Source organism: Micromonospora sp. WMMA1947 (assembly GCF_027497355.1).
GTDB lineage: Bacteria > Actinomycetota > Actinomycetes > Mycobacteriales > Micromonosporaceae > Micromonospora.
In genome coordinates, this window is sequence record NZ_CP114909.1 from 1,493,833 (window position 1) to 1,511,436 (window position 17,604).

Sequence of the window (17,604 nt, forward strand, 5' to 3'; positions counted from 1 at the left end):
AACTAATGAGCCTGGCTAACGACATGCGTTATGACCAGGCTCACCAGCGTCAGAGCAACACGGACTCGACCGGCCCGCGCAGGAAGTACACGATGAACAGCACGGCGACCCCGTACAGGAGCGGGTGGACCTCCCGGGCCTTACCCTTCGCGACCTTCAGCAGCACGAAGCTGATCACGCCGGCCCCGATGCCGTTGGAGATCGAATAGGTGAACGGCATCAGCGCGATGGTGAGGAACGCCGGGATGGCGATCTCGTAGTCGGTCCAGTCGATCGTGCGGACCGCCGTCATCATCAGGAAGCCGACCACCACCAGCGCCGTCGAGGCGGCCTCGAACGGCACGATCAGCGACAGCGGCGCCAGGAACATCGCGAGCAGGAACAACGCGCCGGTGACCAGGTTGGCCACGCCGGTCCGGGCACCCTCCGCGACACCTGCGGCGCTCTCGATGTACGACGTGTTGCTGGACACCGAGGCGGCGCCACCCGCGGCGGCGGCGATCGAGTCGACCAGCAGGATCTCCTTGGCCTTCGGCGGGGTGCCCGTCTCGTCGAGCATGTCCCCTTCCTGGCCGATCGCGACCATCGTGCCCATGGTGTCGAAGAAGTCCGTGATGAGCAGCGTGAAGATGAACATCAGCGGCACCAGCCAGCCGACCCGGCTCCACGAGTTCAGCACGTTGAACTGGCCCAGCAACGACAGGTCGGGCAGGTCCACGATCTGTTTGGGCAGCTCGGGCACGTTCAGCGCCCAGCCCTTCGGGTTCGGCTTGCCGTCGACGAAGGACGGGCCGACGTTGGCGATCGCCTCGACCACGATGGCCAGCACGGTGGAGGCCAGGATGCCGATCAGGATCGCGCCGCGGACCCGGCGTACCACCAGAACCAGGGTGATCAGCAGACCGACCACGAAGACGAGCATCGGCCAGCTGACGATCTTGCCGTTGATGCCCAGCCCGACCGGCACCGTGGAGTTCGCGGCGTCCGGCACGCGCCGCACGAAGCCGGCGTCGACCAGGCCGATGATGGTCAGGAACAGACCGATGCCGACGCCGATCGCGGTCTTGAGCTGCGTCGGCACCGACCGGAACACCGCGGTACGCAGCCCGGTGAGCACCAGGATGCCGATCAGCACACCCTCGATGACCACCAGACCCATCGCGTCCGCCCAGGTCATCTGCGGCGCGATCTCGTACGCGACGAGCGCGTTCACACCCAGGCCGGCCGCGAGCGCGATCGGGAACCGGGCCACCACGCCCATCAGGATGGTCATCAGGCCGGCGACGAGCGCGGTCGCCGCGGCGAGCGCCGGGATGGCCAGCGAACGGCCGTCGCCGTCCTTCCCGCTGCCCAGGATCAGCGGGTTCAACACCACGATGTACGCCATCGTGAAGAACGTGGCGAAGCCGCCTCGCAGCTCCCGGCTCAGCGTCGACCCGCGCGCCGAGATCAGGAAGAAGCGGTCGAAGGCGTTTCGTGGATGCGCGGGATCGGGCGGCGTGCCGTGATCCGGCGGCGGAGCAATTGACATCGGGTCCTCATCTAGGTCATCGGCCGGATTTTGTCGCGCGCATCGTCCCAGATCACCTGGCAGACAGGGAAGAACGATCACGTACGCTGGGCCGGTGTCACAGGAGCAACAGCCGCGGCCGGAGCCGCTCGACCCGCCGATGGTGCCGTTCGCCGTCGCCGGGCTGATCGCCTGGGCGGTGGCCGGCCTGGTGCTACTGATCTTCTTCCGGGACTGGCTCACCGAATCCGGGCGTCAGAACTGGCTCTGGACCTGCCTGGCCGGTTTCCTGTGGGGCTTTCCCGGCTTGGCGGTGATGATGCGCCACGACGCCAACCGGCGTCGACGGCGCGCGGCCGCCGCGCAGCGACAGCGCTGACCGGTCAGGGGTGGCCGTACGGCTCCGCCGGCTCGGCCGCCTCCACCGAACCCGGGGCCCGGCTGACCGTCATGGCCTCGACCGCGCTGTCGTCGTAGACGGTCGGCAGTTCGTCGACGGGCGTCTCCGGCGTCTCCACAAGCGTCTCCGAGTGCGCGCCGCACCCGTGGTCGGCGCTCACCACCCGGCCGTCGTCAGGGGCGTAGAAGTTGCCGCAGGCGCCGAACGCCAGGCGCAGCGAACCGGCGAGCGGCAGGTAGAAGCCGCAGGTGCCGCAGCGGGCGGCGGCCGGCGCGGCGACCGAGATCGCGGCGTCCGGGCCGTGCTCGCCGTCGTACCAGCGCTGGGCGGCCTCGGCACGGCCCTCCCGGGACAGCACCCGGGGCCGGCCCAGGCCGAGTTCCCACGCGGTCTCCTCCACCGCCGGGTCGTCGGAGAGCAGGTAGCCGGGGGCGAGCCGCTCGTCGTCGGCAGGGGTGGGCAGCAGGTCACCCGGACCCAGGTCGCCCGGCTTGAGCCGCTCCTGCCAGGGCAGCCAGCCCGGCGCGAGCAGCGCGTCCGGGCCGGGCAGCAGCACCGTCTCGCAGATGGTGACGTGCCGGCTGCGCGGCACCCGGGTCACCGTGACGGCCCAGCGCCAGCCGCGGTAACCCGCCATCCGGCATTCGAAGTAGTGGGTGACGACCCGATCGCCCTCGGCGACCGCCTGGAGATGATCGCCGATGTCGGTGGGCTCCACCTCGGTGATCGCGTCGCGGGCCACCTCGACGGCGGCGGCGCAGACCTGGTCGAGCCGGGGAGCGCGGGCGGAGGCGGGCCTGGTCACCGGACCATTGTTCCCCATGCCCGTCCACGGGCGACAGGCACTCCCCGGAGTCATTCTCTCCGGGTGATGCGGCGCACGTGGAAGGGATGGGCGAGGATGGGACGCATGGCGCTGTCCTCCCGCTCCGGCCGCTCCTTCCTCGGGCGGACCGTCGGCACCGGCATCCGCGCCACCCGGCTGCTGCTGCGGGGCTCGCTGCACGGCGGGCGCTGGATGACCCGGCGGGCCGGCACCGCCCGGGCCCGCAGCGCCGGCAACGAGGTCGGCATGGTCCGCCTGTTCGACCTGCACGCCCTCTCCTGCGCCGGTGACACGCTCATCGCCATCGGCCTGGCCGGGACGATCTTCTTCGACGTGCCGCTGGGCGAGGCGCGCAACAAGGTGGCGCTCTACCTGCTGGTGACCATGGTCCCGTTCGCCATGCTCGCCCCGGTGGTCGGCCCGCTGCTCGACCACTTCCGGCACGGCCGGCGGTACGCGCTGGCCACCACCATGCTCGGCCGGGCGTTCCTGGCCTGGTTGATCTCCGACTACATCGGCGGCTTCGGGCTCTACCCGGCGGCGTTCGGGGTGCTCGCGCTCTCCCGGGCGTACGGGGTGGCCCGCTCGGCGGCGGTCCCCCGGCTGCTCCCCGAAGGGCTCGGGCTGTCCCAGGTCGGGGCGCGCGCGAGCGTCTACGGCACGGTGGCCGGCGCGCTCGTCGCACCGATCGGGCTGGCCGCGTTCTGGTTCGGGCCGCAGTGGCCGCTGCGGGTCGCCTCGGTGATCTTCCTGATCGGCATGGTGATCTCGCTGCGGCTGCCGCCGAAGGCCGACTCCGAGCCACCGGAGCGGATGCCGCACCCGTTGCGCGCGATGCGCCGCCGCGACGGGGAGCGCCCGCTGGGCCGGGGCCGCCCCAGCGGCCGGCTGGTGATCGCCACGCTGATCGGGGCGGCGGCGCTCCGCGGGCTGTACGGCTTCCTGCTGCTGTTCCTGGCCTTCGCGATCAAGGCCGGTGACCTGACCACCGATTTCTTCGGCCGCGACCTCGGCGCCCAGGGCGCGCTGGGCCTGGTCGGCGGCGCGCTGGCGGTCGGCACGTTCCTGGCCACCGCGATCGGCACCCGGCTGCGCATCCACCGGCCGACAGCGCTCCAGTCCAGCGGCACGATTGTGGTGGCCGGTGTGGCGGTGCTCGCCGCGCTGAAGTTCTCGCTGCCGATGGTGGCGCTGCTCTGCCTGGTCGCCGCGATGATGAGCGGCATCGCCAAGCTCGCGGTGGACGCCTCGATCCAGGAACGCATCCCGGAGCGGCTGCGCGCCAGCTCGTTCGCGCACTCGGAGACCGCGCTGATGCTCGCGTTCGTAGCCGGGGGCGGGCTCGGGCTGGTGCCGTTCACCGGCCTGATCGGCGTGACTGTCGCCGCCGCGGTGGCGGCGCTGGTGGCCGTACGCGGTGTGCTGGTCGCCGGCAAGCTGCGCGGTGAGCACCTGGCCGGCCGCCCGCTCGGTGACGAGGAACTGGCGGCGGAGCAGGCCACCCGGGCGAGGGAAACGGCCGACACCTCGTCGGACGACGTGACGCCCACGTCACCGGCACCCCAGCGCTCCGGCCCGCCGGACGACGACGGGCTGGCCCCGCCCGGCTTCCACATCTACCGGCCGTCGTCCTCGGTGGGCGGCCCCGGCGGCGTCGAGGACACCGAGCGGCGCGACCCCCGGGGGCCGGTGGCGTGACCGGTCTGCTCGTGGTCACGGCGGTGCCCGCCGAGGCCGAGGCGATCCGCGCCGGCCTCACCGCGTCAACCGCACAGACACCGCCGGACGGGACGGCACCGCAGGACGTGACAGCACCGCCGGACGTGACGGTGCTGCCGGTCGGGGTCGGCCCGGCCGTCGCCGGTGCCGCCACGGCACGGCTGCTGGCCCTGGCGGAGGCAGCCGGGCGGCCGTACCGGGCGGTGGTCAGCGCCGGCATCGCCGGCGGGTTCGTCGGACGGGTCGCGATCGGCGGCACGGTGCTCGCCGACCGCAGCGTCGCCGCCGACCTGGGCGCCGAGTCGCCGGCCGGCTTCATCCCGGTCGAGGACCTGGGCATGCCCCCCGAACTGCTTGGCGGCGGCCGGATCGTGCCCGCCGATCCGGGCCTGCTGGCCCGTCTGCGCGCCGCCCTGCCGGGGGCCACGGTCGGCACGGTCCTCACCGTCAGCACGGTGACCGGCACCGCCGCGAGCACGGCGGCCCTCGCGCAACGGCACCCGGACGCGGTGGCCGAGGCCATGGAGGGGTACGGCGTGGCGGTCGCCGCCGCGCAGGCCGGCGTGCCCTTCGCCGAGCTGCGGACGGTCTCCAACCCGATCGGGCCGCGCGACCGCAGCGCGTGGCGGATGCGGGAGGCGTTCGCCGCGCTCACCGCCGCGGCGGTCGCCTTCCACTGACGCGTCCACCTGTGGACAACCCTGTGGAGAAGTCGCCGGGCTGGGGACGACGGGTCAGACCGTGATGACGACCTTGGCTCGCGCGTGCTCGCTTTCCAGGTAGCGGATGGCCTCGGGCACCTCGCACAGCGGGTACGTCCGGTCGATCACGGGCGTGAGCCGGCCCGCCTCGGCGTGCTCGCGCAGCACGTCGAGGTGCGCCCGGCCGGGTGACGTGGCGAGGACGACGACGCGCTGCCGGACAACCGGTGCCAGCAACCGTCCCCGCGCCAGCAGCCCGATCGGGCCGAGCAGGCTGCCGCCGCGGTAGACGCCGCCACCGGAGAGCACGAGCGTCCCACCCGGCGTCAGCGCCCGCCGCAACGCGGTCAGGGAACGGTTGCCGACCAGGTCGAACACCACGTCGTGGCGGCGCCCGTCGCGCGTGAAGTCGTCGCGGGTGTAGTCGACCACGTGGTCGGCGCCGAGCGAGCGGACCAGCGCGACATTGCGGGTGCGGCACACGCCGGTCACCGTCGCGCCGAGCGCCTTGGCCAACTGGACGGCGAGCGTGCCGACGCCGCCGGAGGCCCCGTTGATCAGGACGCGGTGGCCGGGCCGGACCTGCCCGGCGTCGCGCAGACCCTGGAGCGCGGTGACGCCGGCGAGCGGCAGGGCCGCTGCCTGCGCCGGCGTCAGGTTCGCCGGCCGCGGCGCGACCAGGTGCTCGGGCACGCGGACGTACTCGGCGAACGCGCCGTCGGCCTCGCCGAGGTCGCCGAAGACGGCGTCGCCGGGGCGTACGTGCCGCACCTGGGCGCCGACGGCCTCGACCCGGCCGGCGACGTCGCGGCCACGGATGCGGGCGCGGGGCCGCCCGAGGCCGAGCGCCAGCCGCGACAGCCGGGGGTCGCCGCGCATGACGTGCCAGTCGTACGCGTTCACGGCGGCGGCCTCGACCCGCACGAGGACGTCGCCGGGGCCGGGTTCGGGCGTCTCGACATCGGCCAGCGCGAGTGTCTCCGGGGGGCCGTACCGGTCCTGGACGATCGCCTTCATGTCCCTGCTCCCTCCCAGGTGTACGGCGTACACCGTGATGGGACCAGCCTAGGTGTACGCCGTACACCCGTCAAGACGGTTACTGTGTCAACGGCCACCGGGAGGGACTGGGGACGACATGGCTGAGCAGGTGGAGACGGTGCGCCGGACGCCGCTGACCAGGGATCGCGTCCTGCGTACCGCCGTCGCGCTCGCCGACCGGACCGGGATCGAGTCGCTGAGCATGCGCAACCTCGCGCAGGAGCTGGGCGTCGTGCCGATGGCCCTCTACAAGCACGTGGCGAACAAGGACGAACTGCTCGACGGCATGATCGACATGGTCGTCGCGGAGATCGACCCGCCGGCGCCCGGCGACTGGAAGCAGGCGGTCCGCCGGCGCATCCTGTCGGCGCGGCGGATGCTGCTCCGTCACCCCTGGGCGCCGCTGGCGATCGAGTCCCGCACCGCGCCCACGCCGGCCGTCCTGGCCTACCTCGACTCGACTGTGGGCGCGCTGCGGGCGGGCGGGTTCTCCACCGACCTGGCCCACCACGTCATGCACGCGCTGGGCAGCCGGGTGCTGGGCTTCAGCCAGGAACTGTTCGACACCTCCCGGCAGGCCGGCCGGTCCGGCGCGCCCGTGCCCGAGGCACCGGCCGATCTGCCGCCGGAGATGGCCGCCCGGTTCCCGAACCTCGCGGCCATCGCCACCGCGGCGTCCCACGACGACGACTCGGTCGTCGGGCCGGGCTGCGACGACCAGTTCGAGTTCGAGTTCGCCCTGGACCTGCTGCTCGACGGCATCGAGCGGCTGCACCGGAACGGCTGGACGTCACACCGGACGCTGTGACGGGCGGCCCGGGTGCCGGGGTTACGGTGGGACCGTGGCGCTCTCCCTGGCGATCTCCCCCTGCCCCAACGACACGTTCGTCTTCGACGCCCTGGTGCACGGCCGGGTGCCGGGCGCGCCGCCGGTCGAGGTGACGTACGCGGACGTGGACGTCACCAACACGGCCGCCGAGCGGGGCGCGTTCGACCTGGTGAAGGTCAGCTACGCCGCGCTGCCGTGGCTGCTCGACGACTACCACCTGCTGCCCTGCGGCGGCGCGCTGGGCCGGGGCTGCGGCCCGCTGGTGCTGACCCGCGGCGACCGGACCGACCTGTCCGGCGCGACAGTGGCGGTGCCCGGCGAGCGGACCACCGCGTACCTGCTGTTCCGCCTCTGGGCGGCCGACCAGGCCCCGGCACGCATCGAGGTGGTGCCGTTCCACGAGATCATGCCGGGCGTGGCCGCCGGCCGGTACGACGCGGGCCTGGTCATCCACGAGGCGCGCTTCACCTACCCGCGACACGGGCTGACCGCGCTGGTCGACCTGGGCGAGTGGTGGGAGGGCGACACCGGGCTGCCGATCCCGCTGGGCGCGATCCTGGCCCGCCGGGGCGCTGTCGACCCGGTCGAGGCCGCCGCCTGGATCCGCGAGTCGGTACGCCAGGCGTGGGCCGACCCGGCTGCGAGCCGCGAGTACGTCCTCGCCCACGCGCAGGAGATGGAGCCCGACGTGGTGGACCGGCACATCGGCCTCTACGTCAACGAGTTCACCGCCGACCTGGGAGAGGCCGGCTTCGCCGCCGTGGAGGCGCTGCTGGGCCGGGCCGCCGACGCCGGGCTCGTCCCTCAGACCTCCAGCTCGCGCGCCACCGCGTGGACCAGCTGAGCGATCTTCTGGGAGGTCTTCCGATCCGGGAAGCGACCCCGGCGCAGGTCCGGCTGGACCTTCGCCTCCAGCACCTTGATCATGTCTTCCACCAGGCCGTGGAGTTCCTCGGCCGGCCGGCGGCGCAGCTCCGCCACCGACGGCGGCGCCTCCAGCAGCTTGACCCCCATCGCCTGGGCGCCCCGCCGGCTGTCGACCACGCTGAAATCGACCCGCTGGCCACCCTTCAGGTCGGCGACACCCGCCGGTAGCGCGCCCTTCGGCAGGAACACGTCGCCACCCTCGTCACTGGTGACGAACCCGTACCCCTTGGCGGCGTCGTACCACTTCACTCGACCCGTCGGCACCTGTTGAACCCCGCTCCACTCGAACCGTCTACCCCTCCAAGGCTAGCCCGATGATCCGGTCCAGCGCCCTCGGGAATTCGACGAGATCATCAAGCACCAGGTACGCCCCGGCCTCGGTCAGTTCGTCGGCCGAGCACGGGCCGGTCGCCACTGCCACGCCTGGGATTCCCGCAGCTCGCGCGGCGGCCATGTCGGCCACGTGATCGCCCACGTAGAGCGTCGCGCCGTGCTCGCGCAACGCGACCGCCTTCTGCTCCGCGAACACGTCCCCGGCCAGCTCGTCCACGGGCAGCCCGAGGTGGTCCAGGTGCAGCTTCGCCAGCCGGCCCATCTTCGCGGTCACCACCATCGTCCGGCCGCCGCGCGCCTGCACCGCGCGCAGCGCGGCCTCCGCACCCGGCATCGGCACCGTCGGGGTGATCGCGTACGCCGGATACAGCTCCCGGTAGAGCGTCACCGCCTCCTCGACGCGCTCCGGCGGGAACCAGTGCGCCAGCTCGGTCCGCAGCGGCGGGCCCAGCCGCGACACGGCCAGTTCCCCGTCCACGTGCACCCCCGTGCGGGCGGTGAGCGCCCGGAACGCGGCGGCGATCCCCGGGCGGGAGTCGACCAGTGTCATGTCGAGGTCGAAGCCGACCATCAGCGGAGGCATGCCGAGAACCTACCCAGCGGGCTAGCGTGGTACGACGATGACCACCTCACTCGCCGACCACCTGCGGGCCCTCCCCGACGAGTCGCTTGCCGCCCTGCTCCAGCTGCGGCCGGACCTCGTCGTGCCGGTGCCGGCCGACGTGTCCGCCCTCGCCCTGCGCGCCCAGTCCCGGGTCTCCGTGGCCCGGGTGCTCGACGGGCTGGACCAGTTCACCCTCGGAATCCTCGACGCCGCCCGGCTCACCCGTGGCCCCGAGGGCACCACCTCCACCGACCAGATCCTGGCCATGGCCACCGCCGGGCCGCACCCGCCCGCACCCACAGCGGTCCGCGCCGCCGTCGACCGCCTCCGGGCCCGGTTCCTGCTGTACGGCCCCGAGCACGCCCTGTGCGTGGCCGGTGGCATCGACGAGGTGTCCCCGTACCCGGCGGGGCTCGGCCGACCGGCGGCGGAGCTGGACCCGCGCGCGGCGGCCCTCTGCGCGGACCCGGCGAAGCTGCGGCGGACGCTGCTGTCCGCGCCGCCCTCGGCCCGGGCGGTCCTGGACCGGCTCGCCGCCGGGCCGCCGGTCGGGACCGTGGCGCCCGGGGCGCTGGAGGCCCCCGCCACCGGCGCCGAGGACGTGCTCCCGCCCGACCTGGTGAACGGCGGCGCGCCGACCGGCTCCCCGATCCGCTGGCTGGTCGAGCATCGGCTCCTGGTCCGGATGTCCGGCGGCCGCAACGGCACCGTCGAGCTGCCCCGCGAGGTGGGGCTGGTGCTGCGCCGCGACTCCGGTCCGCTCGGCCCGCTGCGCACCAGCCCGCCGGTGGTGTCCGGCCCGCCGCGCGAGGTCAAGTCCGTCGACTCGGCCGGTGCCGGGCAGACCATGGAGGTGGTCCGGCACACCGAGGCGATGCTGGAGGCGCTGACGGCCGAACCGGCCCCGGTGCTGCGTTCCGGCGGCGTCGGCGTTCGCGACCTGCGGCGGCTCGCCCGTGGCCTCGGGCTGGACGAGACGACCACCGCGCTGCTGTTCGAGGTGGCGTACGCGGCCGGGCTGACCGGGGAGATGGAGCTGACCGGCGCGGCCACCACCCGGTACGGCGGCGACCAGCAGATCCTGCCCACCGGCGGGTACGAGGTGTGGCGCGCGGTGTCGCTGGCCCAGCGCTGGGAGCAGCTCGCCCGCGCCTGGATGTCGATGCCCCGCCAGGCCGGCCTGATCGGGCAGCGCGACGACCGGGACCGGCCCATCTCGGTGCTCTCCGCCGAGGCGGAACGAGCCGGTGCGCCGGCCGCCCGTCGTGCGGTGCTCGCCGTGCTGGCCGACCTGCCGGCCGGCACCGCGCCGACCACCGACGAAGTGCTGGAACTGCTGGACTGGCGTGCGCCACGGCGGGCCCGGGGCCGGGAGACGGCGCACCGGGAGGTGCTCGCCGAGGCCGCCACGCTGGGCGTGACCGGGCTCGGCGCGCTCACCACGTACGGGCGGCTGCTGCTCGCCGAGCTGACCGAGGCCGACGAGCGCGGCGACGACCCCCTCGGGTTGCGCTCCGACGCCGAGTCGGGCGACGCCTCGACGACGGTACGGGCGCTGGACGGGCTGCTGCCCGCCCCGGTCGACCACGTGCTGGTGCAGGCCGACCTGACGGTGGTGGTGCCCGGCCCGCCCGACCCGGCGCTCGCCGCCGAACTGGACGTGGTGGCCGAGCACGAGTCGGCCGGCGGAGCCAGCGTGCACCGGGTCACCACGGCGAGCATCAGGCGGGCGCTGGACGCCGGCTACACCGCCGACGACCTGCACGCGCTGTTCCGCCGCCGGTCGCGTACCCCGGTGCCGCAGGGCCTGACCTACCTGGTCGACGACGTGGCCCGCAAGCACGGCGGGCTGCGCGTCGGCGCGTCCGGCGCGTACGTGCGCAGCGACGACGAGGCGCTGCTCAGCGAGGTGCAGGCGGACCGGCGACTGGAGCCGCTGGCGTTCCGCCGGCTCGCGCCGACGGTGCTGGTCACCCCGTACCAGGTCAACCGGATGCTCACCGCGTTGCGCGACGCCGGGTACGCCCCGGTGCCCGAGGACGCCAGTGGCGCGACAGTGCTGACGCGGCCGAAGACCCGGCGGGCGCCGGCCCGTACCGCGATCGGTCGTGCGGTCGACCCGCTCGCCACGCCGAAGCTGCCGATGCCCCGCCTGCTCGGCGTGGTGGAGCAGATCCGGCTGCGCGAGGCGGCGGCCCGGGCGGCCCGGCGCGCCCCGGCGGTGGTTCGCGGCGGCCCGGCGGCGGCCAGTCCGGCGCCCGTGTCCGGGCACGGCGACGCGCTGGCGGTGCTCCAGCAGGCGGTACGGGACAAGGCGCTGGTCTGGGTGGGCTACGTCGACGCGCACGGGGCGACCGCGTCCCGGCTGGTCCGGCCGGTGTCGATCGGTGCCGGCTACCTGCGCGCCGAGGACGACCGGACGGAGATGCTGCACACGTTCGCCCTGCACCGGATCACGGCGGCGGTGCTGGAGGAGTGAGCTACTCCCCGTTGCGGCGCAGCGTGCCGATCACCGACACGGCCAGCAGCAACGCGAACGCGGTACCGGCCGCCTCACCCACCGAGTCGACGAAGCCCTGCTGCTGCACGAGCAGCCCGAACAGGAACCAGCCGAACACCCCCGCGGCGGCAGCCGCGTAGGCGAGCACCACCGCCGTGGGCACCTCCTGCTGCCGCGCCCGTTCGTCCTCGGGAAGCACGTCCTGGTCAACGGTCATGGCAGTCCCTCCCCGTCCCGGCATGGACCCGGCTTCCAGGGTTACACCAACCGGAGCGCGCGGACAGGGGTTAAAACCCTGATCCGGGCGGTCCGGTCACGGGTGGGACGGGTTCCGGCGTGCTCAGGTGCCGGGGCGGCGGCCGATCACGACCACGCGGGTGCCGACCGAACCCAGCTCCCAGAGGCGTACCGCGTCGCGGTGCAGCAGGTTCACGCAGCCGTGCGAGCCGATCGCGCCGTTGTGCAGGTAGGTGGTGGTCTCGTGGAAGCCGATCCCGCCGTTGAACTGCTGCCAGTACGGCAGCCACACCTCGTACGGGTTGGACCACTCGCGCGGGTTCTTCCGGCCCACCGAGTACGTACCGGCCGGGGTGGCGTAGCCCGACATGCCGGTGCGGGTGACGGTCGGCCCCATCACCACCTTCCCGCCGCGCATCGCCCAGACCGTCTGCCGGGTCAGGTCGACGCAGAAGGTGAGCCGGGAACCGGCCTTGCACCGCGCGGTGTCGGTGGCGGCGAGCCGCTTCGCCACGTCGTACGTGGTGGGACCGGCGCGACCGGAGGACGGGCTGATCCCGTACCGGACCTGGAACTTCTTGATCGCCGCGCAGTCGGCGGCGGACTGCTCGCCGTCCACGGTCAGCGTCCCGAAGCCGCCCAGCCGGGTCAGGTACGTCTCCACGGCCCGCTGGTGCTCCCCCTGCGGGCACCCGGCGGACGCGCTCGGCTTCGGCTTGGGCTTCGTCGTCTTCGTCGCCTCCGGCGACCGGGAGGGTTTCGGCGAGGCCGTCCGGCTCGGCTGCGCCGACGGGGACGTGACCGGCTGTTCCGGCGTGGGCGACGCGCTCGCCCCCGATGCGCCCTCCGTCAGCCCGACCGGGCCGGGGGTGCTCCCCCCGGCGCCGTCCGCCTGCGGATCGAGCGCGCAGGCGCCGACACCGACCAGCACGACCACCGCCAGGGCGGTGGCCCGTGCGAGAAACCGGACACGCTGCATGGGCCCTCCCTGGACAGTCGTCCCGATTGCTAGACGTGTGGGACGAGTATGACGTTGCCTGTCCAGCGAGACTTTTTTGCGGCGCCCTCCGGCGTGCAACACTGGATGGTCGGCCTGCGGCAGGTCAGCCGGGGTCTGGGCGGGGGTTCCGGGCGATGCGAGAGGACGCTGGCGTGAGCGGTGGACCACTGATCGTGCAGTCGGACAAGACGCTGCTGCTGGAGGTGGATCACCCCGACGCGCAGGCGTGCCGGATGGCGATCGCGCCCTTCGCCGAGCTGGAACGCTCCCCCGAGCACGTGCACACGTACCGGCTCACGCCCCTGGGCCTGTGGAACGCGCGGGCTGCCGGCCACGACGCCGAGGGCGTGGTCGACTCGCTGATCAAGTACTCCCGCTACCCGGTGCCGCACGGGCTGCTCGTCGACGTCGCCGAGACGATGGACCGGTACGGCCGGCTCCAGCTCGCCAACGACCCGGTGCACGGCCTGGTGCTGCGCGCGCTGGACCGGGTGGTGCTGATCGAGGTGGCCAAGAGCAAGAAGCTCGCCGGCATGCTCGGCACCAAGATCGACGACGACACGATCGCGGTGCACCCGTCCGAGCGGGGCCGGCTCAAGCAGGCGCTGCTCAAGCTGGGCTGGCCGGCGGAAGACCTGGCCGGGTACGTGGACGGCGAGGCGCACCCGATCGAGCTGGCCGAGTCCGGTAAGGACGGCGGCAAGCCGTGGACGCTGCGGTCGTACCAGCGGGAAGCCGTCGAGGCGTTCTGGGCCGGCGGCTCCGGCGTGGTGGTGCTGCCCTGCGGGGCCGGCAAGACACTCGTCGGCGCGGCGGCGATGGCCGAGGCGAAGGCGACCACGCTGATCCTGGTCACCAACACGGTGGCCGGACGGCAGTGGAAGCGGGAGCTGATCGCCCGCACGTCGCTGACCGAGGAGGAGATCGGCGAGTACTCGGGCGAGCGCAAGGAGATCCGCCCGGTCACCATCGCCACGTACCAGGTGCTCACCTCGCGGCGCGGCGGCGCGTTCACCCACCTGGACCTGTTCGGCGCCCGCGACTGGGGCCTGGTCGTCTACGACGAGGTGCACCTGCTGCCCGCGCCGATCTTCCGCTTCACGGCGGACCTCCAGGCCCGCCGTCGGCTCGGCCTCACCGCGACTCTGGTACGCGAGGACGGCCGCGAGGGCGACGTGTTCAGCCTGATCGGCCCGAAGCGGTACGACGCGCCGTGGAAGGACATCGAGCAGCAGGGCTGGATCGCCCCGGCGGAGTGCACCGAGGTACGGGTGACGCTCACCGACGCCGAACGACTCGCGTACGCGACGGCGGAGGCCGAGGAGCGCTACCGGATGGCGGCCACCGCCCGCACGAAGCTGCCTGTGGTGCGCGCGCTGGTGGACCGGCACCCGGACGAGCAGGTCCTCGTCATCGGTGGGTTCCTCGACCAGCTGCACCAGCTCGGCGAATACCTGGACGCGCCGATCGTGCAGGGCTCCACCACGAACAAGGAACGCGAGCGGCTGTTCGACGCGTTCCGCTCCGGCTCGTTGCGGACGCTGGTGCTCTCGAAGGTCGGGAACTTCTCCATCGACCTGCCGGAGGCGGCGGTGGCGATCCAGGTGTCCGGCACGTTCGGCTCCCGGCAGGAGGAGGCGCAACGGCTCGGCCGGGTGCTGCGGCCGAAGGCCGACGGCCGGCAGGCGCACTTCTACACGGTGGTCTCCCGGGACACCATCGACACCGAGTACGCCGCGCACCGGCAGCGGTTCCTGGCCGAGCAGGGGTACGCGTACACCATCGTGGACGCCGACGACGTGCTCGGACCGCCGCTGCCCACTGTCGACTGACCGGCGTGCCGGGCGGGCCGCTGTGGCGCGGCCCGCCCGGTCCCGCGGTCAGCCCTTGCCGCTGGCGCGGAACGCGACCCAGGCGTCGCTCATCCGGTCGGCCTGGCCCGGGGTGAACATGTTCATGCAGGAGTCCTGCGTGTAGTCCATGAAGTTGTGGATCGGGTCCAGCCCCGGCGCGGTGCAGGTGTCCGCCCCGATCGGGCAGTTGAACTGCGGCGCCGCCTCACGCGGCGTGTCGGCCACGAAGTCGCCGGACGCGGAACAGCCGTGCGCGAACGTGTGCTCCAGCATCAGCCAGTGCCCGACCTCGTGCGTCAGCGTGTCGCCGAGCGCGTACTTGCCGGCCGTGCCGCCCGGCATCGACTCGTCGAGCATCACCACGCCGTCGATGTAGTCGCGGCCGTTGTTGTAGCCCTTCGGGAAGTACGCCCAGCCGAGCAGCCCGTCCCCGATGTTCGCCGCGTAGACGTTCAGGGTGCGCGAGTCGCCGGTGTAGAGCGCCTTCTTCATGTCCCGCTCGTTCTTGCCCGGCACCACCGTGTACCAGGCGTTGTTCACGGTCCACGTGGTGTCGACCAGCGAGAAGCGGAACGGCGTGTCCGAGGCGTCGGCCGCCGTACGACCCGCGAACGAGTCGTTGAGCACCGTCATCTGCGCCGAGATGAGCGTGTTCCAGCGAGCCTTCTCGGCCGCGCTCAGCTCGTGGTCGGAGATCATGTGGAAGATCGTCGGCACGGTGACGCTGCCGTTTGCGATGCGCGGCGAGTCCTTGATGACGCCGTACGCCTTGGCCTCGTTCGTCGAGTAGAGCGCGGGCTCCTTGGCGGTGGCGCCCTCGCGTACCCGGGCGGCGCTGTGGTTGTCGGCGCCGGGCTCGCACTCGGCGGCGGCGGGCGAGGCGGCCACGGGTGCGGGCGTGGCGGAGGCTCCCCCGGCGGTCAGGAAGGTGGCGGCGGCAGCGACGAGCACTGCCAGGTGGATCGTCGGTTTCCTGTGCATCGTTGCACCTTTCGGAAGGCATGAAAGGAGTACCGACGCGGGGTTGTCAAAGCTGCGGGTCGATGACGTCGTCGTCCCGCCATAAGACCACGTCAATGGGCCTCGGCAACAGTCCCCGGCGGGGAGGCCCGTCCTGGGGCGGGTCAGGCGGCGCTGAGCTTCCTCAGCAAGTACTGGTTCAGGCTCATGCCTTCTTCGGCGGCGTGGATGGCCAACTCGCGGTGCAGGCTCTCCCCGACCCGCAGGTTGAACTTGCCCGAGTACCTGCGCTCGGACAGCGGCTCGGGGATCTGCTCGCCCTCTTCCGCCATGTCCGCGATCACCTCGCGCAGCATCTCCTGGAGCCCTTGGAGCGCCTCGATCTGGGTGCTGGCGAGCCAGGATAGAGACGGGAACTCGGCGCAGGTGGCCACGAACTCCAGGTCTTCGAGGGACCAGGTGACGCGGTACGTGTAGTGCGAGATCTCGGGACGGGACTCGGACATCACATGGCCTCCTTCTTGTCGATCGCCTTGAGCACCTGCCGTACCTGATAGGCCTTGGCCTTGCCCTTGTCGTCCTGGATGTTGACGCGCGGGTCTCCCGCCCACGGCATCTTGAACACGGCGTGGGACGTGCCGGCCTGCCGCGGCTTGCCGAAGTAGTGTTCGCAGACCCGATAGAGATCGTTGTACGCGACGTTCTGCTGGCTCTTGCGCATCGCTTCAACGAGCCTGGCTATGGACGGCACCAGACCATGGTACCGCCAGTAGTACCACTAGGGGTCCATCGGTGTCATCGCGTCGGCGATCACCCGCGCCACGCACTCGTAGTCGCGTACCAGCGGCCCGACCAGCGCACGGTCCGGCTCGAACGCGGCGACCAGTCCGCGTACCAGATCTTGGATGCGCTGGTCCCGGCTGAGCCGCCGCCCTCGGTGCCGGCGCGCGACGCTGCGCCAGCGGCGCACGCCGACGTCGGCAACCCGTTCGTCCCACTGGGGATCGGCGACGATCGGGCAGCCCTGCGCCCGCAGTGCCGCCAGCCCACGCAGGACGGCCTCCCGCGTCTGGTCAGTCATGGAGGTAGCGGGCGCGGCGGCCGAAGTCGCGGAAGCCGAGCCGCCGGTACAGCCCGGCCGCCGGGTTGTCGTCGTTGACGCAGAGCCACGCGGCGTCCGCGCCCGCGTCGGCGAGGCCGCGCAGCACACGCGCCACCAGGTACGCGCCGACTCGCCGCCCGCGCCACCCGGGCACCACGCCGACCTGGTCGATCCAGTTGTCGAGCACCGTGACGAAGCCGGCCGCCGCGCCGTCCGGGCCGCGCGCGAGCAGCGTCAGCTCCGGCCGGAAGTCCTCGTCGTCGCGCAGGTCACCCAGCCACTCGTCGGCCTCCGGCTCGACGAATCCGGGCCGGTCGGCGAACGACGCGCGGTAGGTGGCGAACAGCTCCGGCCCCAGCGCGGCAGGCTCCACCGTCACCCCGTCCGGCGCGGCGACCTCGGGCAACGCGTCGAGGCCGTGCCGCAGCACCCACTCCAGGAACGTCCGCGTGTAGTCGCGTGCGGCGAACAACTCCTCCGCGCCCGCGTTCCACGTCTCCGTGGTGACCAGCAGCCCAGCGTCGCCGGCGTGCTTCTCGGCCCAGTCGAGCAGCGCGCCGCCGAGCCCGCGACCGCGCCACGCGGGGTGCACCAGGCCGGTGGCGGTGGCCGGCGTCCGCCCGTCGCCGACCCCGACGGCCGCGACCAGGTCGCCGCCGGACCACGCCCCGTGGGTACGCGTCTGGAGCAGCCGCGCCCGCACCAACGGGGTACGCCCGAACAGCGGCAACCCGCCGTCAGTGGCGAGGCACGCCTGCGCCAGACCGGTCAGCGCGGGCAGGTCGTCGTCGCCGAACTCCCGCCACAGAAGCGCATCCGTCCCACCCACGCCCACTCCCGCCACTCCGCCCGACCCGACGGTCCAGCACTCCGACGCAGTAGGCCCCACCCGGCCCCCCACGGTCAACCAGATTCCCCACCCGCCCACCCACCCCGCTCGCCGCCCACCCCGCCGCCCGCCCAACCTGCGCCGATCTTGGAGTTATGGCGCCTCAGATGCCCGCTTCGCGACTTACGCGAGGTGCCACAACTCCAAGATCGGCGCGAGTACGTGGGCAGCCCGGG

Annotated in this window: 19 protein-coding genes; 7 read left to right on the plus strand and 12 right to left on the minus strand. The window is 73.0% G+C overall.

Annotated features, from left to right (window positions below; translation table 11 throughout):
• Positions 1-49 precede the first annotated feature (49 nt).
• On the minus strand, positions 50-1,531 hold the full coding sequence (locus O7604_RS07140; RefSeq protein WP_013283713.1) for an NCS2 family permease: 1,482 nt from the start codon (positions 1,529-1,531) through the stop codon (positions 50-52).
• Positions 1,532-1,625: 94 nt separating this feature from the next.
• Between O7604_RS07140 and O7604_RS07145 the strand changes: the two genes are divergently transcribed.
• Positions 1,626-1,889, plus strand: a complete 264-nt coding sequence (locus O7604_RS07145) for a DUF2530 domain-containing protein (protein ID WP_135242968.1) — start codon at positions 1,626-1,628, stop codon at positions 1,887-1,889.
• 4 nt (positions 1,890-1,893) lie between these two features.
• Here O7604_RS07145 and O7604_RS07150 read toward each other — a convergent pair whose 3' ends face one another.
• Positions 1,894-2,733 carry a DUF3027 domain-containing protein gene (locus O7604_RS07150; protein ID WP_281579198.1) on the minus strand — a complete coding sequence of 280 codons (840 nt, stop codon included), beginning with the start codon at positions 2,731-2,733 and terminating at the stop codon, positions 1,894-1,896.
• An 87-nt stretch (positions 2,734-2,820) separates the two neighbouring features.
• Here O7604_RS07150 and O7604_RS07155 point away from each other — a divergent pair, with 87 nt between their 5' ends.
• Both O7604_RS07155 and O7604_RS07160 read left to right on the plus strand, forming a co-directional pair.
• Positions 2,821-4,434 (plus strand): MFS transporter, encoded by a 1,614-nt coding sequence (locus tag O7604_RS07155; RefSeq protein ID WP_269702689.1) that lies wholly within the window; start codon positions 2,821-2,823, stop codon positions 4,432-4,434.
• Positions 4,431-5,135 (plus strand): futalosine hydrolase, encoded by a 705-nt coding sequence (locus O7604_RS07160; RefSeq protein WP_269702690.1) that lies wholly within the window; start codon positions 4,431-4,433, stop codon positions 5,133-5,135. Before O7604_RS07155 ends, O7604_RS07160 begins: the two co-directional genes overlap by 4 nt.
• 54 nt (positions 5,136-5,189) lie before the next feature.
• On the opposite strand, the gene O7604_RS07165 is transcribed toward O7604_RS07160, so the two are convergent.
• Positions 5,190-6,173, minus strand: a complete 984-nt coding sequence (locus O7604_RS07165; protein WP_269702691.1) for an NAD(P)-dependent alcohol dehydrogenase — start codon at positions 6,171-6,173, stop codon at positions 5,190-5,192.
• A gap of 118 nt (positions 6,174-6,291) precedes the next feature.
• Here O7604_RS07165 and O7604_RS07170 point away from each other — a divergent pair, with 118 nt between their 5' ends.
• A complete protein-coding gene (locus O7604_RS07170) occupies positions 6,292-7,002 on the plus strand; it encodes a TetR/AcrR family transcriptional regulator C-terminal domain-containing protein (protein ID WP_281579199.1) in 711 nt (236 codons plus the stop codon).
• Positions 7,003-7,036: 34 nt separating this feature from the next.
• Entirely contained in the window at positions 7,037-7,867 is an 831-nt protein-coding gene (locus tag O7604_RS07175) for a 1,4-dihydroxy-6-naphthoate synthase (protein ID WP_281579200.1), read from the plus strand.
• Here O7604_RS07175 and O7604_RS07180 read toward each other — a convergent pair.
• A complete protein-coding gene (locus O7604_RS07180; protein WP_030503574.1) occupies positions 7,828-8,214 on the minus strand; it encodes a cold shock domain-containing protein in 387 nt (128 codons plus the stop codon). The two genes, O7604_RS07175 and O7604_RS07180, sit on opposite strands and share 40 nt — an antisense overlap.
• A gap of 28 nt (positions 8,215-8,242) precedes the next feature.
• Positions 8,243-8,866 (minus strand): haloacid dehalogenase-like hydrolase, encoded by a 624-nt coding sequence (locus tag O7604_RS07185; RefSeq protein ID WP_262015387.1) that lies wholly within the window; start codon positions 8,864-8,866, stop codon positions 8,243-8,245.
• A gap of 37 nt (positions 8,867-8,903) precedes the next feature.
• Between O7604_RS07185 and O7604_RS07190 the strand changes: the two genes are divergently transcribed.
• A complete protein-coding gene (locus O7604_RS07190) occupies positions 8,904-11,366 on the plus strand; it encodes a helicase-associated domain-containing protein (RefSeq protein WP_281579201.1) in 2,463 nt (820 codons plus the stop codon).
• A gap of 1 nt (position 11,367) precedes the next feature.
• On the opposite strand, the gene O7604_RS07195 is transcribed toward O7604_RS07190, so the two are convergent.
• Both O7604_RS07195 and O7604_RS07200 read right to left on the minus strand, forming a co-directional pair.
• Positions 11,368-11,604 carry a hypothetical protein gene (locus O7604_RS07195; RefSeq protein WP_269702695.1) on the minus strand — a complete coding sequence of 79 codons (237 nt, stop codon included), beginning with the start codon at positions 11,602-11,604 and terminating at the stop codon, positions 11,368-11,370.
• A gap of 123 nt (positions 11,605-11,727) precedes the next feature.
• Positions 11,728-12,603: a L,D-transpeptidase family protein gene (locus O7604_RS07200; protein WP_269702696.1), complete on the minus strand. Its 876-nt coding sequence runs from the start codon at positions 12,601-12,603 to the stop codon at positions 11,728-11,730.
• Positions 12,604-12,776: 173 nt separating this feature from the next.
• Between O7604_RS07200 and O7604_RS07205 the strand changes: the two genes are divergently transcribed.
• The gene (locus O7604_RS07205) at positions 12,777-14,456 is read left to right on the plus strand and encodes a DNA repair helicase XPB (protein ID WP_269702697.1); all 1,680 of its coding nucleotides are present in this window, start codon (positions 12,777-12,779) and stop codon (positions 14,454-14,456) included.
• Between the two features lie 48 nt (positions 14,457-14,504).
• Here O7604_RS07205 and O7604_RS07210 read toward each other — a convergent pair whose 3' ends face one another.
• The 5 genes from O7604_RS07210 to O7604_RS07230 all read right to left on the minus strand — a co-directional run bounded on the left by O7604_RS07210 (position 14,505) and on the right by O7604_RS07230 (position 17,368).
• The gene (locus O7604_RS07210; protein WP_281579202.1) at positions 14,505-15,458 is read right to left on the minus strand and encodes a zinc metalloprotease; all 954 of its coding nucleotides are present in this window, start codon (positions 15,456-15,458) and stop codon (positions 14,505-14,507) included.
• A 143-nt stretch (positions 15,459-15,601) separates the two neighbouring features.
• Positions 15,602-15,943 (minus strand): type II toxin-antitoxin system HicB family antitoxin, encoded by a 342-nt coding sequence (locus O7604_RS07215; protein WP_269702699.1) that lies wholly within the window; start codon positions 15,941-15,943, stop codon positions 15,602-15,604.
• Positions 15,943-16,188 (minus strand): toxin HicA, encoded by a 246-nt coding sequence (locus O7604_RS07220; RefSeq protein ID WP_281579203.1) that lies wholly within the window; start codon positions 16,186-16,188, stop codon positions 15,943-15,945. Before O7604_RS07220 ends, O7604_RS07215 begins: the two co-directional genes overlap by 1 nt.
• A gap of 27 nt (positions 16,189-16,215) precedes the next feature.
• The gene (locus O7604_RS07225; RefSeq protein WP_281579204.1) at positions 16,216-16,518 is read right to left on the minus strand and encodes a hypothetical protein; all 303 of its coding nucleotides are present in this window, start codon (positions 16,516-16,518) and stop codon (positions 16,216-16,218) included.
• Positions 16,511-17,368 (minus strand): GNAT family N-acetyltransferase, encoded by an 858-nt coding sequence (locus O7604_RS07230; protein WP_281579205.1) that lies wholly within the window; start codon positions 17,366-17,368, stop codon positions 16,511-16,513. The genes O7604_RS07225 and O7604_RS07230 overlap by 8 nt, the downstream gene beginning before the upstream one ends.
• Positions 17,369-17,604: the final 236 nt, after the last annotated feature.